Source organism: Streptomyces rubrogriseus, assembly GCF_027947575.1.
Taxonomy (GTDB): domain Bacteria; phylum Actinomycetota; class Actinomycetes; order Streptomycetales; family Streptomycetaceae; genus Streptomyces; species Streptomyces rubrogriseus.
Window position 1 is genome coordinate 5,034,406 of the sequence record NZ_CP116256.1, and the last position, 17,998, is coordinate 5,052,403.

Sequence of the window (17,998 nt, forward strand, 5' to 3'; positions counted from 1 at the left end):
CACTATCGTGTGCGCATGTCCGCCCCCGAACTCATCCGCATCGTCTCCCGCGACTCCCCGATGGCACTGGCTCAGGTCGAGCGCGCCCGGGCCGAGTTGGCCGCCCTCCACCCCGGCGTCCGCACCGAGGTCGTACCGGTGCGGACCACCGGCGACAAGTGGCTCGGTGACCTGTCCCAGGTGGAGGGCAAGGGCGCGTTCACCAAGGAGGTCGACGCCGCCCTGCTGTCGGGCGAGGCCGATCTCGCGGTGCACTGCGTCAAGGACGTCCCCGCCGACCGGCCGCTGCCCGCCGGTACGGTCTTCGCCGCGTTCCTGAAGCGGGACGACGTGCGGGACGCGCTCGTCCACCCGGACGGGCTCACGCTGGACGAGCTGCCGGACGGGACCCGGGTCGGCACGTCCTCCGTGCGCCGTGTCGCCCAGCTGGCCGCCACCCACCCGCACCTGCGGTGCGTCCCCTTCCGCGGCAACGCCAACCGGCGGCTGGCGAAGCTGGCCGCGGGCGAGGCGGACGCGCTGCTGCTCGCCGTGTCCGGGCTGGAGCGCATCGGCCGGACCGACGTGATCAGCGAGGTCCTCTCCCCCGAGACGATGATGCCGCCGATCGGCGCGGGCATCCTCGCCCTGCAGTGCCGCGAGGGCGACCGTGCGCTGATCGAGGCGGTCAGCGCACTCGGCGACCCCCGCACGCACCGGGAGGCCACGGCGGAGCGCATGTTCCTGCACGTCCTGCAGGGGCACTGCAACAGCCCGATCGCCGGGCACGCGCAGGTGGACCGGAGCGGTGAACTCTCGCTGCGGGCCTGCGTGTTCACTCCCGACGGCAAGGTACGGCTGAACGCGCACGAGTGGGCCGGCCGCCTCGATCCGGCGACCCTCGGCACGTCGGTCGCGGTGGCCCTGCTGCGGCAGGGCGCCCGGGAGATCATCGACGGCATCGCGCACTGAGCGGCGGCCGCCCGGCGGATCAGGCGGTGCCCTCCTCCGACTGGCCCCGCAGGTACGCGTTCACCTGGTGCACGAGGCCCTCGTCCCGCACCCCGCCGCACGGGGCGGCGCCGGCACCGTCGGGCAGCCCGGGGGCGCCGCTCCACAGCCGGCGGTCGGCCCACTCCTCGTCCACCCTCAGCTGCACCTGGACGTCGACCTGGCTCAGGCTCGCCTCCGGCCCGGCGGCGTAGAGCACGGCGGTGGCCCGGCGCAGCGGGTAGACGTCGAAGCCCTCGATGAACTGGGAGTTGCGCCAGTCGAGGAAGGCGCTCTCCCCGTCGGGGCCGATCCGCACGTCGATCTGGCCGTCCTCCAGGTGGATGCCGAGGTGCCGTACGCCCCGGTTCTCGACGGTCACCCGGACCCGGAAGTACGTCAGCCCCTCGGCGGCGTCGTCGCGGCCCCGCGGCGGCTCGGCCGGCTCAAGACGGTGGACGCGGACCCGCAGGCCGGCGTGCTCGTCGTACTCCTGCCAGTCCCCGACCACGTTCGGCTCGTACACGGTGCCCCTCTCGACCTCTCGACGCTGCTTCCTATCCGTACGCTCAGCGCACTGTCAAATGAGCGGAATGCGCTGTGGCCAGGGGCTTCGCCCCTTTTGATCGGTGATCAAGCGTTGCCCAGCGACGATCCGCCGGCGCCGGTCCGCGCGATCACCGGGAGCGTGCCGCACATCACGTCCAGCGACGGGGCGGCCGCACCGGTCACCGGCATGCAGCCGTTCGAGTGGCCGTCCGGGGGATTCGCGCTCAGTATCCATATATACGAGGACTTGCCAGCACCCCTGCTGAGGGAGGTGCGCGTGATGCGTGTCGCCGGCAGAACCCAGCCCCACCCGCACGACGACGCCCCCGACACGGCCGCGGCGTTCGAACGGCTCGCCGGGCTGCCCGAGGGACCGGAGCGCAAGGCGCTGCGGGACGATCTGATCCGGCTCTGGCTGCCCATGGCGGAGCGGATCGCCGTCCGCTTCCGGGGCCGCGGCGAGAACCTGGAGGATCTCTATCAGGTGGCGGCCCTCGGCCTGGTCAAGGCCGTCGACCACTACGACCCGGAGCGCGGCCACGCCTTCGAGGCGTACGCGGTGCCGACCGTGACCGGCGAGATCAAACGGCACTTCCGCGACCACATGTGGACCCTGCACGTACCCCGCCGGATCCAGGACCTGCGCAACCGGGTCCGCAAATCGGCGAAGGAACTGGCGCAGACCACGCCGGGGCGTGCCCCGACCGTCGAGGAGATCGCCGAGCACGCGCAGCTGACCACGGTCGAGGTGCGCACCGGCATGGAGGCCTTGGAGTGCTTCTCGGCCCTGTCGCTGGAGGCGGAGATGCCCGGCACCGACGGGTACGCCCTCGGGGACGCGCTGGGCGGCCCCGACCCCGCCTTCGACGCGGTGGTGGACCGGGTGGCCGTCCGGCCCTGCCTCGAGGCACTGCCCGAGCGCGAGCGCACCATCCTCTACCTGCGCTTCTTCGCGGGGATGACCCAGAGCCGCATCGCCCAGCAGCTCGGCATCTCGCAGATGCACGTCTCCCGGCTGCTCACCGGCTGCTTCGACCGGATACGCGAGGAGATCCTGGCGGAGGCCCGCTGAGCCCGGACCGCCCCAGGCGGTCCTCCAGGGCGGCCAGGATCTCCGGCGGTATCACTCCGGTGCGCCCCCAGATGAGTATCGCTTCGGCCACATTGCGGAGTTTGATGTTCGTATGCTGGGAAACTTCCTTCAGGACGATCCACCCCTCGTCCGGCGTCACCCCGCCGAGGGCGATGACCACCCCTATGGCCTGGTCGACGACGGCGTGCGAGACCACCGCCTCCTTGAGCTGCCGCACCTGCTCCTGGAGCAGGAAGATCTGGTCCGGGTCGGAGTCCGGCCCGGGGTCCGGGCGCACGTCGGTGGGGGGCACGGTCACCTCGGAGCCTCCGTTTCGGCACCATGTGCGGGGTACTCGCCAGGCGCCCGCCGCACTCCCGGCCGGACACTGGTGTGGAGCCGGTGGCTGCCGGTGGACGAGACCAGGACACGACTGCCATGAACCACGACACGACCTCCTCCACCCGCGGGGAGAGCCTCCTGTCCACGCACTCCGTGTACGGGGCCCCCTGCTGGGTGAGTCTCACCAGCCGTGACCTGGAGGCCACCGAGGAGTTCTACTCCGCCGTGCTGGGCTGGCGGTGGCGGCCCGCCCGGCTGGGCGAACCCTTCCGGATCGCCCTGGCCGACGGGGTGCCGGTGGCCGGGATCGCCGCCGTCGCCGCGATGTGGCAGATGGCGGTGGCATGGACGCCGTACTTCGCCGTGCGCAGTGCGGACGAGGCCGTGTCCCGCGCGCAGGAGCGCGGCGGCACCGCCGCGGTCGGGCCGATCTCCCTGCCGCCGGGGCGGGCGGCCCTGCTCGCCGACCGGGACGGGGCGACGTTCGGGATCTGGGAGGGCGAGCTGTTCTCGGACTGGGACGCCTGGCGCACCAAGCGCCCCGCCTTCATCCGGCTGCACACCCGCGACGCCTTCGACGCCGCGATCTTCTACGGCGAGATCTTCGAGTGGGCGTCGGGGCAGGGCTGCGAGGTCCGGTACGAGGGCGACGAGGTGGTCCTGCGCCACGAGGGCGAGGTCGTGGCCCGCATCGAGTCGGGAGCACTGGGAGCGGCTCCCGACCCGGCCGTCCGGCCGCACTGGCAGATCCACTTCGCGGTCGAGGACGTCCCGGCCTGCGCCCGCGTCGCGGAGCGGCACGGTGGCAGCGTGCTCTCGCTGAGCCCCGACGAGGCGGTGCTCCGGGACGCCGACGGCGCGCAGTTCACGGTGACCGCGCGCCGCCTCGGCAGCTGATCTCACCGGCTCACCGGCCGGTGCGGGAGGGCCGGGAGAGCAGCACGAGGCTGCGCTGCTCCACGGTCAGCCGGGTGCCCGCCTTGTGCTCGGCCTCGTCGGGGACGCCGTCCGGGTCGGCGGTGTCGACCAGGGCCGTCCAGCGTTCGCCGTAGCCGGCGTCGGGCAGCCGGAAGTCGGCCGGCTCCCAGTGGCTGTTGAGCAGCAGCAGGAAGGAGTCGTCGACCACGGGCCGGCCGCGGGGGTCCGGCTCGGCGATGGCGTCGCCGTTGAGGAAGACGCCGACGGTGTGCGCGTCGGAGCGCTGCCAGTCGTCGTCGGTCATCTCCCGCGCGTCGGGCAGCAGCCAGACCAGGTCGGGCAGCGGCTGGTCGGCGTGGGTGAGGGTCTCCCCGTGGAAGAAGCGGCGCCGGCGCAGTACGGGGTGGTCGGCGCGCAGCGCGATCAGGCGCCGGGCGAAGTCCAGCAGCGCGCGCTGCTCTTTGCCGAGCCGCCAGTCGATCCAGGAGATCTCGTTGTCCTGGCAGTAGGCGTTGTTGTTGCCCCGCTGGGTGCGGCCCAGTTCGTCGCCGTGGCAGAGCATCGGGATGCCCTGGGAGAGCAGGAGGGTGGCCAGGAAGTTGCGCTGCTGGCGGCCGCGCAGCTCCCGCACGGCGGGGTCCTTGGTCTCGCCCTCCGCGCCGCAGTTCCAGGACCGGTTGTGACTCTCGCCGTCCCGGTTGTCCTCGCCGTTGGCCTCGTTGTGCTTGTCGTTGTACGAGACGAGGTCGCGCAGCGTGAAGCCGTCGTGCGCGGTGACGAAGTTGACGCTGGCGCGAGGGCGGCGGCGGCTGTGCTGGTACAGGTCGGAGGAGCCGGTCAGCCGGGAGGCGAACTCGCCGAGCGAGTGGTCCTCGGCGCGCCAGAAGTCCCGTACGGCGTCTCGGTACTTGCCGTTCCACTCCGACCACAGCTGCGGGAAGTTGCCCACCTGGTAGCCGCCCTCGCCGACGTCCCAGGGTTCGGCGATCAGCTTGACCCGGCTGATCACCGGGTCCTGCTGGATGAGGTCGAAGAACGCGGACAGCCGGTCCACCTCGTGGAACTGCCGGGCCAGGGTGGCCGCGAGGTCGAAGCGGAAGCCGTCCACGTGCATCTCGGTGACCCAGTACCGCAGCGAGTCCATGATGAGCTGGAGGACGTAGGGGTGGCGCATCAGCAGGCTGTTGCCGGTGCCGGTGGTGTCGTAGTAGTGCTGCCAGTCGCCGTCCACCAGGCGGTAGTACGAGGCGTTGTCGATGCCGCGGAAGGAGAGGGTGGGGCCCTTCTCGTTGCCCTCGGCGGTGTGGTTGTAGACCACGTCGAGGATCACCTCGAGGCCGGCCTCGTGCAGGGTCTTGACCATCGACTTGAACTCGCTGACCTGCTGGCCGCGGGTGCCGAGGGCGGCGTAGCCGTTGTGCGGCGCGAAGAAGCCGATGGTGTTGTAGCCCCAGTAGTTGGACAGGCCGCGGTCCTGGAGCACGCCGTCGTGCACGAACTGGTGCACCGGCATCAGCTCCACGGCACTCACGCCGAGGGAGGTCAGGTGCTCCACGACCGCCGGGTGGGCGAGGCCCGCGTAGGTGCCGCGCAGTTCCTCGGGCACGTCGGGGTGGGTGCGGCTGAGGCCGCGGACGTGGGCCTCGTAGATGACGCTCTCCGAGTACGGGCGCCGGGGCGGCCGGTCGTCGCCCCAGTCGAAGAAGGGGTCGGTGACGACGCCGAGCATGGTGTGCCCGGCGCTGTCGCCCGGGTCGGCCTTGCCCCTGGTCCGCTCGAAGAGGGAGGCGTGGTTGTCCACCAGCCCGTCCACGGCCCGCGTATAGGGGTCGAGGAGCAGCTTCGCCGGGTTGCAGCGGTGGCCGACGGCCGGGGCCCACGGGCCGTGGACCCGGTAGCCGTAGCGCTGCCCCGGGCCGACGCCGGGCAGGTAGCAGTGCCACACGAAGCCGTCGACGTCGGGCAGCGGGACGGTGCTGTGGTTGCCGTCGTCGTCGACCAGCACGAGGTCGACCCGCTCGGCGACCTCGCTGAACAGGGCGAAGTTGGTGCCCTGCCCGTCGTACGCGGCCCCCAGGGGGTAGGGGTGCCCGCTCCACACGGGCGACCCCTTCCAGTTCGGCCTGGGGCGGGTCACCGGGCCTCCTCCAGAACGCCGTCGGACGTACGTGCCCGGCCGGCCGCCCGGGCCACCGGCATGATCTCTCGCGGCACTTCCAGCCCCTCCTGGGTGATCGGCTCGGGATCCGTCGCGACCAGCGGGACGCGTTCGCCGGCGCGGGCTCGGCGCGAGAACCAGATGACCTTCGCCCCGGTGTCGGTGGCGCAGCAGCCCCAGCCGTCGCTGTTGGCCGCGAGGTGCTGCAGACAGGTGCGCAGGTCCTGGTCGGGACGGAGCGCGTGGTCGTTGCCCCCTACGGCCGTGATGAGGTGCTGGCGGTTCCACCACATCTCGATCGACGTGTTCTTGTCGCTCGCGTGCTCGTCGATCGCCAGCAGCAGCATCTCGGCACCCGAGCACACGGGTTCGACGAGGTTCTCCAGGTTCCAGAACCGGAGGTGAGCGGCCAGGATGCGCCTGACCTGTCCGACCCGTTCCGGGCTCACTTCCACGTCGAGGTGGTAGTAGCAGGGCACTGCGGTCTTCATCGTCGTGGCTCCTCACCGCGAAGGCTCTCGCTCCTCCTCGTCCCTTGGGGGACGGGCTCCCCGATCACGAAGCGTGAGCGCTGATCGCTTCTGAGTCACTCCAGAGTGGGAGCGGTAGTCCATTCGTGCAACACGAGCAGCTCGGGGGCCGGAATCCGGGCGGGGAACGGGTGACGCAAAAGCGGTTGAAGATCCAACAAGACGGGGCGTGACCGTCCATGCACCATGTGTGAAGAACTCGACCGTCCAGAACCCGATCGTCCGTACCACCGGACCGTCCGGAAGGTGACCGGCCATGCTGCTCCCCGCGAAGAGCGAAGTCGCCCGGCAGCTGCGGCATTACCGCGCCTGGGAACGCTCGATGCTGGCGTCCCCCACGGACGTCACCGTCCGGACCACCTTCGAGGACTCCGGCTACACCCTCTGCGTGCTGATGGGGAAGCGGTGCGCACGCGAGGCGGCGGACGCGGCCGAACGGTATCTGCGGTCGAACCTGGTCACCCATGCGCAGGAACAGCTCACCCATGCGCAGGAACAGCCGGAACGGCTCGCCCCGTCGGGGCACCGGGCCCCCTCCGGCGCCGCCTGACCCGATCGGCCCAACCCAATCCGGCCGGGCCCCGCGCCCGGCCACGAGCACGGCGGAGGTGAGATGCGGATGAGCGCGACCGTGGGGATCGGACGTATCCCGGTCCGGGACGTCCAGCCGGTGGTGGAGTACGGCAGGCGTCCGGCGAAGGCGGTGACGGGAGAGACGTTCGAGGTCACCGCCACCGTGTTCCGTGAGGGGCACGACGCGGTGGCCGCCAACGTCGTGCTCAAGGACCCCGAGGGCCGGCCGGGCCCCTGGACGCCGATGCGGGAACTGGCCCCGGGCAGCGACCGCTGGGGCGCCGAGGTCACCCCGGACGCGCCCGGCAACTGGACGTACCGGGTGGAGGCGTGGAGCGACCCGGTCGCCACCTGGCGGCACGCCGCACGGATCAAGGTCCCGGCCGGCATCGACGCCGGCCTCGTGCTCGAGGAGGGGGCCGAGCTGTACCGGCGGGCCGCCGCGGGGGTGCCGAAGGACTCCGGGCGGGACGTGCTGCTGGCCGCCGCCACGGCCCTGCTCGACGACACGCTGCCCGTGGCCACCCGCCTGGCGGCGGCGTTGACGCCTCAGGTGGACGCGGTCCTGGCCCGCCACCCGCTGCGCGACCTGGTCACCTCCTCCGACCCCCTCCCCCTGCTCGTCGAGCGCGAACGCGCCCTGTACGGCGCCTGGTACGAGTTCTTCCCCCGCTCCGAAGGCACCCCCGACACCCCCCACGGCACCTTCCGCACCGCCGCCCGCCGCCTGCCCGCCATCGCCGCCATGGGCTTCGACGTCGTCTACCTCCCCCCGATCCACCCCATCGGCACCACCCACCGCAAAGGCCGCAACAACACCCTCTCCGCCACCCGTGACGACGTCGGCGTCCCCTGGGCCATCGGCTCCCCCGAAGGCGGCCACGACACCGTCCACCCCGCCCTGGGCACCCTCGACGACTTCGACCACTTCGTGAGCGAAGCCACCCGCCTCGGCCTGGAAATCGCCCTGGACTTCGCCCTCCAGTGCTCCCCCGACCACCCCTGGGTCCACAAACACCCCGAGTGGTTCCACCACCGCCCCGACGGCACCATCGCCCACGCCGAGAACCCGCCCAAGAAATACCAGGACATCTACCCCATCGCCTTCGACGCCGACCCCGACGGACTCACCACCGAAACCGTCCGCGTCCTGCGGCACTGGATGGACCACGGCGTCCGCATCTTCCGCGTCGACAACCCCCACACCAAACCCGTCGCCTTCTGGGAACGCGTCATCGCCGACATCAACACCACCGACCCCGACGTCATCTTCCTCGCCGAGGCCTTCACCCGCCCCGCCATGATGGCCACCCTCGCCCAGATCGGCTTCCAGCAGTCCTACACCTACTTCACCTGGCGCAACACCAAACAGGAACTCACCGAATACCTGGAGGAACTGTCCGGCGAGGCGGCCTCCTACATGCGGCCCAACCTCTTCGCCAACACCCCCGACATCCTGCACGCCTACCTCCAGCACGGCGGCCGCCCCGCCTTCGAGGTCCGCGCCGTCCTCGCCGCCACCCTCTCCCCCACCTGGGGCATCTACAGCGGCTACGAACTCTGCGAGAACACCCCCCTGCGCGAGGGCAGCGAGGAATACCTCGACAGCGAGAAGTACCAGCTCACCCCCCGCGACTGGACCCGCGCCGCCCGCGAGGGCACCACCATCGCCCCCCTCGTCACCCGCCTCAACACCATCCGGCGCGAGCATCCCGCGCTGCACCGGCTCAGGAACCTCCGCTTCCATCACACCGACAACGACGCGCTCATCGCGTACAGCAAGCGCGCGGGCTCCGACGTCGTCCTGGTGGTCGCCAACCTCGATCCGCATCGCACCCAGGAGGCCACGATCTCGCTCGACATGCCGCAGCTCGGCCTGGACTGGCACGAGTCCGTGCCGGTCCACGACGAACTCACCGGCCGGACCTACCACTGGGGCCGGGCGAACTACGTGCGGCTCGAGCCCGGCCGGGCTCCCGCCCACGTCTTCCACGTCAAGCGTCCGTCCGCCGCCGCCGCGCCGCAGAACGGAGGGTCAGGAGCCTCATGACCGTCAACGAGCCCGTACCTGACACCTTCGAGGACACCCCCGCGGGGGACCGGCACCCGGACTGGTTCAAACGAGCCGTCTTCTACGAGGTCCTCGTCCGCTCCTTCCAGGACAGCAACGGCGACGGCATCGGCGACCTCAAGGGCCTGACCGCCAAGCTGGACTACCTGCAATGGCTGGGCGTGGACTGCCTGTGGCTCCCGCCCTTCTTCAAGTCGCCGCTGCGCGACGGCGGTTACGACGTCTCCGACTACACCGCCGTCCTGCCGGAGTTCGGCGACCTGGCCGACTTCGTGGAGTTCGTGGACGCGGCCCACCAGCGCGGCATGCGCGTGATCATCGACTTCGTCATGAACCACACCAGCGACCAGCACCCGTGGTTCCAGGAGTCCCGCAGGAACCCGGACGGGCCCTACGGCGACTACTACGTCTGGGCCGACGACGACACCCAGTACGCCGACGCCCGCATCATCTTCGTCGACACCGAGGCGTCCAACTGGACCTACGACCCGGTCCGCGGCCAGTACTACTGGCACCGGTTCTTCTCCCACCAGCCGGACCTCAACTACGAGAACCCGGCCGTGCAGGAGGAGATGCTCGCCGCCCTGAAGTTCTGGCTGGACCTGGGCGTGGACGGCTACCGTCTCGACGCCGTGCCCTACCTGTACGCCGAGGAGGGCACCAACTGCGAGAACCTGCCCGCCTCCCACGCGTTCCTCAAGCGGGTGCGCCGCGAGATCGACGCGCAGTACCCGGACACCGTACTGCTGGCCGAGGCCAACCAGTGGCCGGAGGACGTCGTCGACTACTTCGGCGACTACTCCACGGGCGGCGACGAGTGCCACATGGCCTTCCACTTCCCGGTCATGCCCCGCATCTTCGTGGCCGTGCGCCGCGAGTCCCGCTACCCGGTCTCCGAAATCCTCGCCAAGACCCCCGCCATCCCGTCCGGCTGCCAGTGGGGCATCTTCCTGCGCAACCACGACGAGCTGACCCTGGAGATGGTCACCGACGAGGAACGCGACTACATGTACGCGGAGTACGCCAAGGATCCGCGCATGCGCGCCAACATCGGCATCCGCCGGCGCCTGGCCACCCTGCTGGACAACGACCGCGACCAGATCGAGCTGTTCACCGCCCTGCTGCTCGCCCTCCCGGGATCCCCGATCCTCTACTACGGCGACGAGATCGGCATGGGCGACAACATCTGGCTCGGCGACCGCGACGCCGTCCGCACCCCCATGCAGTGGACGCCCGACCGCAACGCCGGCTTCTCGACCTGTGACCCGGGCCGCCTCTACCTGCCCACGATCATGGACCCGGTCTACGGCTACCAGGTGACGAACGTCGAGGCGTCCATGGCCTCGCCGTCCTCCCTGCTGCACTGGACCCGCCGCATGATCGAGATCCGCAAGCAGAACCCCGCCTTCGGCCTCGGCACCTACACCGAACTCCCCTCCTCCAACCCCGCGGTGCTGGCCTTCCTGCGGGAGTACGAGGACGACCTGGTGCTGTGCGTGAACAACTTCGCACGGTTCGCCCAGCCCACCGAGCTGGACCTGCGCGAGTTCGCCGGACGCCATCCGGTCGAGCTGTTCGGCGGGGTCCGCTTCCCCGCCATCGGCGAACTGCCGTACCTGCTGACCCTCGGGGGCCACGGCTTCTACTGGTTCCGGCTCACCCGAGTCGCATCCCGCATCGGCCGCCGCGCTTGAGCGTGGGCCGAGGAAAGGACGCGTCACCATGCCGAAGACCGCACCCCTGCGCCCCAGACGCAGGCAGCTCGCCGAGCCGATGGCGTCGCTCGGCGAGTTGCTGCGCCAGTGGCTGCCGCGCCAGCGCTGGTTCGCGGGCAAGGACCGGCCCGTGGCCGAGCTGGGTCTGCTGTCGATGACCGAGCTGTTCCCGGGCTGTCTGCACCTCCTGGTGCACACCGGACAGGGCTCCGTTCCCTCCCCGGGCGGCGCTGCACCGGCCGGGGACTGCTACCAGCTGCTCCTCGGTGTGCGCGAACAGCCCGCGCCGCGGCTGGGCCGGGCCGTCATCGGACAGGTGCAGGAGGGGCCGCTGGCCGGGCGGACGGTCTACGACGCGCTGCACGACCCCCGGACCGCCCAACTGCTCCTGGAACGGCTCCGGCACCCGGGTAAGGCGGGCCCCCTGCGCTTCGAGGCCGACCCCGCGCGGCCGGTACCCGGCCATCTCGCGCCGCGGCTGCTGGACGCCGAGCAGTCCAACTCCTCGCTGATCTACGGCGACGAGTTCATCCTGAAGCTGTTCCGCCGCATCCAGCCCGGCGTCAACCCCGACCTGGAGGTGCCGGACGCGCTGGCCCGGCAGGGCTGCGGCCGGGTACCGGCGCCGGTGGCCTGGATGCGCACGACCTACCCGTACGGGGCGACGCTCGGCGTGCTCCAGCCGTTCCTGCACGGTGCCTCCGACGGCTGGACCCTGGCTCTCGACGCGCTCGCCGCGGGGGACGAGTTCACCGTGCAGGCGCACGAACTGGGGCAGGCGATGGGCGACGTGCACCTCGCCCTGGCCTCCGCCTTCCCGGTCGGCGCGCCCGGCGAGAACGGCCGCACGGCGGCGGCGATGACCGAGCGGCTGACCGCGGCGGCGCACTGCGTACCGGCGCTGCAGCCCTTCGTCCCGGGTCTGCGGGCGGCCTTCGCGGCGCTGTCGACCTGCGACTGGGGGCCGCCCGCCCAGCGCATCCACGGCGACCTGCACCTCGGTCAGGTGCTGCGGGCCGGCCGCGACTGGTTCGTCATCGACTTCGAGGGCGAGCCCTCGCGCCCGCTGGCCGAGCGGCGCAGCGCGCACTCCCCCGTCCGCGACATCGCGGGGATGCTGCGGTCCTTCGACTACGCCGCCCGGCAGCGCCGGCCGTGGCGCCCGGAGTGGGCGCGCCGCTGCCGGGAGGCGTTCTGCGCGGGCTACGCCGCCCGCGCCGGGTGGGACCCCCGTAAGAAGCACGGCCTGCTGCGCGCCTACGAGACCGACCGTGCCGTGTATGAGGTGCTGTACGAGGCCCGGCACCGCCCCGACTGGCTTCCCGTACCCATGGCGGCGATCGAACGACTCGCCGTGAGAGGAGACTGACCCGTGGCCCTCCGCGACACCTCGATCCCCGAGCCGTCCGGTCCCGTCGCGCCCGCACCCGGTGCGTGCGCGACCGCGCCGCCGCTGGACCCCACCGACCGGGGGCGCCTGCTGGCGGGCGCCCACCACGACCCGCACGCCCTGCTGGGCGCCCACCCGGTGCCCGGCGGCATCGCCTTCCGGGCGCTGCGCCCCTTCGCCCGCGAGGTGAGCGTGGTCGTGGACGGCGAGCGCCACGCCCTGGCGTCGGAGGAGGACGGCCTGTTCTCCGGTGTGCTGCCGCTCGCCGGGATCCCGGCGTACACGCTGGTGGTGGCCTACGAGCAGGGCGAGGCGCAGGAGACGCACGACCCGTACCGCTTCCTGCCCGCCCTCGGCGAGCTGGACCTGCACCTGATCGGTGAGGGCCGGCACGAGCAGCTGTGGCAGGCGCTCGGCGCGGAGCCGATGACGCACGAGGGCGTCGCCGGCACCCGGTTCACGGTGTGGGCGCCGAACGCCCAGGGGGTGCGGGTCGCCACCGACTTCACGCACTGGGACGGCACCGCGTTCCCGATGCGTTCGCTTGGTTCGTCCGGGGTGTGGGAGCTGTTCCTGCCGGGCGTCGGCGAGGGCACCCGGTACAAGTTCGAGATCCACTCGCGGTACGGGCACCGGTTCCTGAAGGCCGACCCGATGGCCCGCGCGGCCGAGGAGCCGCCGAACACCGCGTCCGTGGTGACCGCCTCGCGCTACGAGTGGGGCGACGCCCAGTGGATGCGGACCCGCGCCGACACGCCCGTGCACGAGGCGCCGTTCTCGGTGTACGAGGTGCACCTGCCGTCCTGGCGGCCGGGCCTGACCTACCGCGAGCTGGCCGAGGAGCTGCCCGCCTACGTCAAGGACCTGGGCTTCACCCACGTCGAGCTGATGCCGGTCGCCGAGCACCCCTACGGGCCGTCCTGGGGCTACCAGGTCACCGGTTTCTATGCGCCGACCGCGCGCCTCGGCTCGCCGGACGACTTCCGCTTCCTGGTCGACGCGCTGCACCGGGCAGGCATCGGCGTGATCATGGACTGGGTGCCGGCGCACTTCCCGAAGGACGACTGGGCACTGGGCCGCTTCGACGGCGACCCGCTGTACGAGCCCGGGGACTCCCGGCGCGCGGAGCACCCGGACTGGGGTACGTACACCTTCGACTTCGCGCGGACCGAGGTGCGCAACTTCCTCGTGGCGAACGCCGTGTACTGGTGCGAGGAGTTCCACATCGACGGGCTGCGGGTGGACGCGGTCGCCTCGATGCTCTACCTGGACTACTCGCGCGACTCCGGCCAGTGGGAACCCAACCAGTACGGCGGCCGGGAGGACCTGGCGGCGATGGCCTTCCTCCAGGAGATGAACGCGACCGTCTACCGGCGCTGCCCCGGCGTGGTGACCATCGCCGAGGAGTCGACCGCGTGGGGCGGGGTGACCCGGCCCACCGACACCGGCGGGCTCGGCTTCGGCCTGAAGTGGAACATGGGCTGGATGCACGACTCGCTGGAGTACGTCGCCCACGAGCCGGTGCACCGCAAGTACCACCACCACGAGATGACCTTCTCGATGGTGTACGCGTACAGCGAGAACTACGTGCTGCCGATCTCCCACGACGAGGTGGTGCACGGCAAGCAGGCGCTGGTGTCGAAGATGCCCGGCGACTGGTGGCAGCGGCGGGCGAACGTGCGCGCCTACCTGGGCTTCATGTGGGCACACCCGGGCAAGCAACTGCTGTTCATGGGCCAGGAGTTCGCGCAGGGCGCCGAGTGGTCGGAGAAGCAGGGGCCCGAGTGGTGGCTCCTGGACGAGGGGTACCACTCGGCGGGCGACCACCGCGGGGTGCAGGACCTGGTCCGCGAGCTCAACACGCGCTACGCGCGCACTCCGGCCCTGTGGCAGCGCGACACCGACCCGGCCGGCTTCCGGTGGGTCTCGGTGGACGCGGCCGAGGACAACGTCTTCGCGTTCCTGCGGTACGGCACGGACGGCACTCCGCTGCTGGCGGTGTCGAACTTCTCGCCGGTCGTCCGGCACGAGTACGGGCTCGCCGTCGGCGACGAGGCCGTCGCCTGGCAGGAGGTGCTCAACACCGACGCCGAGGAGTACGGCGGCAGCGGCGTGAGCAACGCGGACCCGGTGAAGCCGGAGGACGGGAGCATCCGGATCACCCTGCCCCCGCTGGCGACGGTGTGGCTGATGCCGTACGCCCTGTGAGCCCGCCAGGTGTCCGACCGGCTGTCCGGGGCAGTCGGTCGGTGACACCGGCCCACAGAGAGGCGGCATCACGTGCGCACCGTCGGAGTGGAGGAGGAGCTCCTCCTGGTCGATCCCGCGACCGGTGAGCCGCGGGCGCTGTCCGCCGCCGTACTCGCCCGGGCCTTCCTCGACGACTCGGAGCAGGACGTCTTCGAGAAGGAGCTGCACGAGCAGATGCTCGAGTTCGCCACGCATCCGCAGGCGGACATGGAGCGGCTGCACGCCGAGATCGTCCGCTGCCGCGGGGAGGCCGGGCGGCATGCCGGCGGGATCGGGTGTGCCGTCGCCGCGCTCGCCACCTCACCGCTGCCGGTGACGCCCTCCATCGGCGTGAACCGGCGCTACGAGTGGATGGCCGAGCAGTACGGCGTCGTGGTCCACGAGCAGCTGGTCCTGGGGTGTCATGTGCACGTCTCGGTCGACTCCGACGAGGAGGGCGTCGCGGTGATCGACCGGGTGCGGCCCTGGCTGCCGGTGCTGACCGCGCTGAGTGCGAACTCGCCGTTCTGGCAGGGCCGGGACTCCTCGTACAGCAGCTACCGCAGCCGGGTCTGGCAGCGCTGGCCGTCGGCCGGTCCCACGGAGCTGTTCGGCTCGGCGGAGAGCTACCACCGCAGGGTCGCGGACATGCTCGCCACCGGGACGATGCTGGACGACGGGATGGTCTACTTCGACGTCCGGCTCTCCCAGCGGTATCCGACGGTCGAGTTCCGGGTCGCCGACGTCTGCCTGGACGCCTCCACCGCGGTCGTCCTGGCCGCGCTCGCCCGCGCGCTGGTCGACACGGCGGCGCGGGGGTGGCGCGCGGGCGCGGAACCGGCCGAGCACAGTGTGAGCCTGCTCCGCCTCGCGGCCTGGCGGGCCGCCCGGTCCGGGCTGACGAGTGAGCTGCTCCACCCGGCGACGATGCGGCGGATGCCGGCCGAGACGGTCGTACGGGACCTGCTGGAGCATGCCGGGGAGGCCCTCGCGGCCGCGGGCGACCTGGAACGGGTGCGCGAGGGTGTCGAGGAGTTGCTGCGGCACGGCAACGGCGCCCGGGTCCAGCGCGAGCTGCTGGCCCGCACCGGCAGCCTGCGGGAGGTCGTCGCCGCGTGCGTGCGCCGCACTCAGGCGGCCTGAACCCGTCCTCAGGGGGTTCGAGACATCAGTAGATCAGGGCGAGGGCGTAGCCCAGCAGGCCCACCGCGAAGACCACCACGACCGCGAGGATCAGGGCCATCGGCCCCTTGGCCCAGCCCTTGGCCGGATTGCTGAGCAGGTCCTGCGGGCCTGCCTCGGGCATGCTGCTCTCCGCCGGCGGCGTCTCCCCGGGCGGCACGCCGCCGCCCGGCTCCAGGCCGGTGCTGAGTCGGGGTTCGGGATCCGGATTCACATAGCTCATGGCCCCCGAGTCCCCCGATCGGGCCGAGATCACCGGGTGGGAACACTTCTGCCGTCCGGGTCCCCCGCCGCCTGCGGCTGGGCTAGCCTCCGAGCACCGTCGACCACGGTGTTCGTCGGCGACGTCACCGTCCGTACACGTCAGGAGCCGGCGCATGCACGACCCCGCACTCGCTCCCCGGACCGTCCCGCCGCTGACCGGCTCCCTCGCCGACAGCCTCTTCGAGACGGCCGCCCGCACGCCGACCCTGCCGATGCTCGCCCGGCGCCGCGGCCCCGGCTCCACGGCGTGGGACGAGGTGACCGCGGTGGAGTTCCGCGACGAGGTGGTCGACCTGGCCAAGGGCCTGATCGCGAGCGGGATCACGCCGGGCGACCGGGTGGCGATCCTGGCCCGCACCCGGTACGAGTGGACGGTCTTCAGCTACGCCCTGTGGACGGTGGGCGCCGAGGTGGTGCCGATCTACCCGACCTCCTCGCGCGACCAGGTCGAGTGGATCCTGCGGGACGCGGGCTGCGTGGGCGTGCTGGTCGAGGACGAGCAGAACGTGATGACCGTCGGCTCGGTGTGCGCGTCGCTGCCCGCGCTGCGCCACGTCTGGCAGCTGGACGCGGGCGCGCTGGACACGCTGGTGGCGCGCGGCGCGTTCCTCCCGTCCGCCACGGTCGACTCCATGCGCCGCATCGTGCTGCCGGAGGCCACGGCCGTGGTGGCCTACACCTCGGGCACCTCAGGCCGCGCGCTGGGCTGTGCGCTGAGCCACCGCGGCCTGGCCGCCCCGTGCGACACCCTGCTCGCCGGCTGGGGTCACACGGCCGCGCCGCCGGGAGAGCAGGGCGCGGTCCTCGCCTACCTGCCCTTCTCGCACGTGTACGGGCTGATGATCCAGAACCTCTGCGTCCGCGGCGGGTTCCTGATGGCCCACGAGCCGGCGCTGACCGGGGAGGCGCTCTCCTCGGCCCTGCGCTCCTTCCGGCCGACGTATCTGTACGCCGTCCCGTCGGTCCTGGAGAAGATCTACAAGAATTTCCTGCGCACGGCCCAGCAGGCGGGACACGGTGCCCTGTTCGAGCGGGCCGCGGCCACGGCGCGCGACTACGCCACGGCGCTGGAGCGCCGGCGCCTGGGCCGGGGAACCGGGCCCGGATTCGACCTGCGCCTCCAGCACGCCCTGTACGAGCGGACGGTGTACCGGCGGCTGCGCACCGAGCTGGGCGGCCGGGTGACCCGGGCCACGTCGGGCGGTTCGCCGCTCAGCCGCGAGCTCGCCCTCTTCTACGAGGGCATCGGCGTCCACGTGCACGACGGCTACGGGCTGACGGAGACCAGCGGCGGGCTGACGATGCAGCCACTGGGCCGGGAGAAGTCGGGCACCGTCGGGCAGCCGCTGCCCGGCACGGAGATCCGGGTGGCCGACGACGGGGAGATCCTGGTACGCGGGCCGTCGCTGTTCCAGGGGTACGTCGGCGACGGGACCGCCACCCGCGAGGTGCTGCGCGGCGGCTGGCTGGCCACCGGCGACCTCGGGCACCTGGACGACGAGAACTACCTGGCGATCACCGGCCGCAAGAAGGACGTGATCATCACCAGCGGCGGCAAGAGCGTGGCCCCGGCCGCCCTGGAGCAGCGGCTGCGGATGCACCCGCTGGTCCACCAGGCGGTGCTGGTCGGCGACAACCGGCCCTGCGTCGGTGCGCTGATCACGCTCGACCCGGAGTTCCTGACGCACTGGCGGGCGTCCCTGGCCCTGCCCGGCGACACTCCGGCCCGGGAGGCCCGGGAGGAGAACGCGCTGCGGGAGGAGGTCGCGCGGGCGGTGGCCGCGGCCAACAGCGCGGTGTCGCGTTCGGAGTCCATCCGGGTCTTCCGGGTCCTTCCCCAGCCCTTCGACGTGGCGGGCGGGCTGCTCACCCCGTCGATGAAGCTCCGGCGGGACGAGATCGTACGGACCTACTCCCTGGAGATCGACGCCATGTACGAGGCGCGGTCCCACCGCCGGCCGACGCCGCCGCCCCAGGAGCCGGCCGGCTGGGAGGACGCGGACAACGTGTTCCTCCGCTGAACCGGCGCCCGGCCC

15 protein-coding genes are annotated in these 17,998 nt (G+C 71.9%); 10 read left to right on the top strand and 5 right to left on the bottom strand.

Translation table 11 applies throughout. The features are described from left to right. The first annotated feature begins 9 nt into the window (after positions 1-9). Positions 10-951, top strand: coding sequence for a hydroxymethylbilane synthase (gene hemC / locus Sru02f_RS23080; RefSeq protein ID WP_174855085.1), 942 nt, complete (start codon positions 10-12; stop codon positions 949-951). 19 nt (positions 952-970) lie between these two features. Here hemC and Sru02f_RS23085 read toward each other — a convergent pair whose 3' ends face one another. Further along, positions 971-1,495 (bottom strand): hypothetical protein, encoded by a 525-nt coding sequence (locus Sru02f_RS23085; RefSeq protein ID WP_109032120.1) that lies wholly within the window; start codon positions 1,493-1,495, stop codon positions 971-973. 303 nt (positions 1,496-1,798) lie between these two features. On the opposite strand from Sru02f_RS23085, the gene Sru02f_RS23090 reads away from it, so the two are divergent. Next, a complete protein-coding gene (locus Sru02f_RS23090; protein ID WP_109032119.1) occupies positions 1,799-2,590 on the top strand; it encodes a SigB/SigF/SigG family RNA polymerase sigma factor in 792 nt (263 codons plus the stop codon). On the opposite strand, the gene Sru02f_RS23095 is transcribed toward Sru02f_RS23090, so the two are convergent. Then, the gene (locus tag Sru02f_RS23095) at positions 2,538-2,909 is read right to left on the bottom strand and encodes an ANTAR domain-containing protein (RefSeq protein WP_244941846.1); all 372 of its coding nucleotides are present in this window, start codon (positions 2,907-2,909) and stop codon (positions 2,538-2,540) included. The two genes, Sru02f_RS23090 and Sru02f_RS23095, sit on opposite strands and share 53 nt — an antisense overlap. Before the next feature lie 119 nt (positions 2,910-3,028). Between Sru02f_RS23095 and Sru02f_RS23100 the strand changes: the two genes are divergently transcribed. Then, positions 3,029-3,829 (top strand): VOC family protein, encoded by an 801-nt coding sequence (locus Sru02f_RS23100; protein ID WP_164278947.1) that lies wholly within the window; start codon positions 3,029-3,031, stop codon positions 3,827-3,829. 10 nt (positions 3,830-3,839) lie between these two features. Here the strand turns inward: Sru02f_RS23100 and glgX are convergent, their stop codons facing one another. Both glgX and Sru02f_RS23110 read right to left on the bottom strand, forming a co-directional pair. After that, positions 3,840-5,987, bottom strand: a complete 2,148-nt coding sequence (glgX, locus tag Sru02f_RS23105) for a glycogen debranching protein GlgX (protein WP_109032118.1) — start codon at positions 5,985-5,987, stop codon at positions 3,840-3,842. Beyond that, positions 5,984-6,499, bottom strand: coding sequence for a pep a2 (locus Sru02f_RS23110; protein WP_109032117.1), 516 nt, complete (start codon positions 6,497-6,499; stop codon positions 5,984-5,986). Before Sru02f_RS23110 ends, glgX begins: the two co-directional genes overlap by 4 nt. Before the next feature lie 295 nt (positions 6,500-6,794). On the opposite strand from Sru02f_RS23110, the gene Sru02f_RS23115 reads away from it, so the two are divergent. The 6 genes from Sru02f_RS23115 to Sru02f_RS23140 all read left to right on the top strand — a co-directional run bounded on the left by Sru02f_RS23115 (position 6,795) and on the right by Sru02f_RS23140 (position 15,659). Next, the gene (locus tag Sru02f_RS23115; protein WP_109032116.1) at positions 6,795-7,088 is read left to right on the top strand and encodes a DUF5133 domain-containing protein; all 294 of its coding nucleotides are present in this window, start codon (positions 6,795-6,797) and stop codon (positions 7,086-7,088) included. A 63-nt stretch (positions 7,089-7,151) separates the two neighbouring features. Continuing rightward, positions 7,152-9,161 carry an alpha-1,4-glucan--maltose-1-phosphate maltosyltransferase gene (locus Sru02f_RS23120; protein ID WP_373103524.1) on the top strand — a complete coding sequence of 670 codons (2,010 nt, stop codon included), beginning with the start codon at positions 7,152-7,154 and terminating at the stop codon, positions 9,159-9,161. Continuing rightward, positions 9,158-10,876: a maltose alpha-D-glucosyltransferase gene (treS, locus tag Sru02f_RS23125; RefSeq protein WP_109028956.1), complete on the top strand. Its 1,719-nt coding sequence runs from the start codon at positions 9,158-9,160 to the stop codon at positions 10,874-10,876. The genes Sru02f_RS23120 and treS overlap by 4 nt, the downstream gene beginning before the upstream one ends. Before the next feature lie 28 nt (positions 10,877-10,904). Continuing rightward, the gene (locus Sru02f_RS23130) at positions 10,905-12,266 is read left to right on the top strand and encodes a maltokinase N-terminal cap-like domain-containing protein (protein ID WP_109028955.1); all 1,362 of its coding nucleotides are present in this window, start codon (positions 10,905-10,907) and stop codon (positions 12,264-12,266) included. Positions 12,267-12,269: 3 nt separating this feature from the next. Next, complete coding sequence (glgB, locus tag Sru02f_RS23135) at positions 12,270-14,495, top strand: 1,4-alpha-glucan branching enzyme (RefSeq protein ID WP_109028954.1); 2,226 nt, start codon at positions 12,270-12,272, stop codon at positions 14,493-14,495. Positions 14,496-14,567: 72 nt separating this feature from the next. After that, entirely contained in the window at positions 14,568-15,659 is a 1,092-nt protein-coding gene (locus tag Sru02f_RS23140) for a glutamate--cysteine ligase (RefSeq protein WP_109028953.1), read from the top strand. Between the two features lie 25 nt (positions 15,660-15,684). Here Sru02f_RS23140 and Sru02f_RS23145 read toward each other — a convergent pair whose 3' ends face one another. After that, complete coding sequence (locus Sru02f_RS23145; protein ID WP_109028952.1) at positions 15,685-15,921, bottom strand: DUF6480 family protein; 237 nt, start codon at positions 15,919-15,921, stop codon at positions 15,685-15,687. 154 nt (positions 15,922-16,075) lie between these two features. Here Sru02f_RS23145 and Sru02f_RS23150 point away from each other — a divergent pair, with 154 nt between their 5' ends. Then, positions 16,076-17,983, top strand: coding sequence for an AMP-dependent synthetase/ligase (locus tag Sru02f_RS23150; protein ID WP_109028951.1), 1,908 nt, complete (start codon positions 16,076-16,078; stop codon positions 17,981-17,983). The last annotated feature ends 15 nt before the right edge of the window (positions 17,984-17,998 follow it).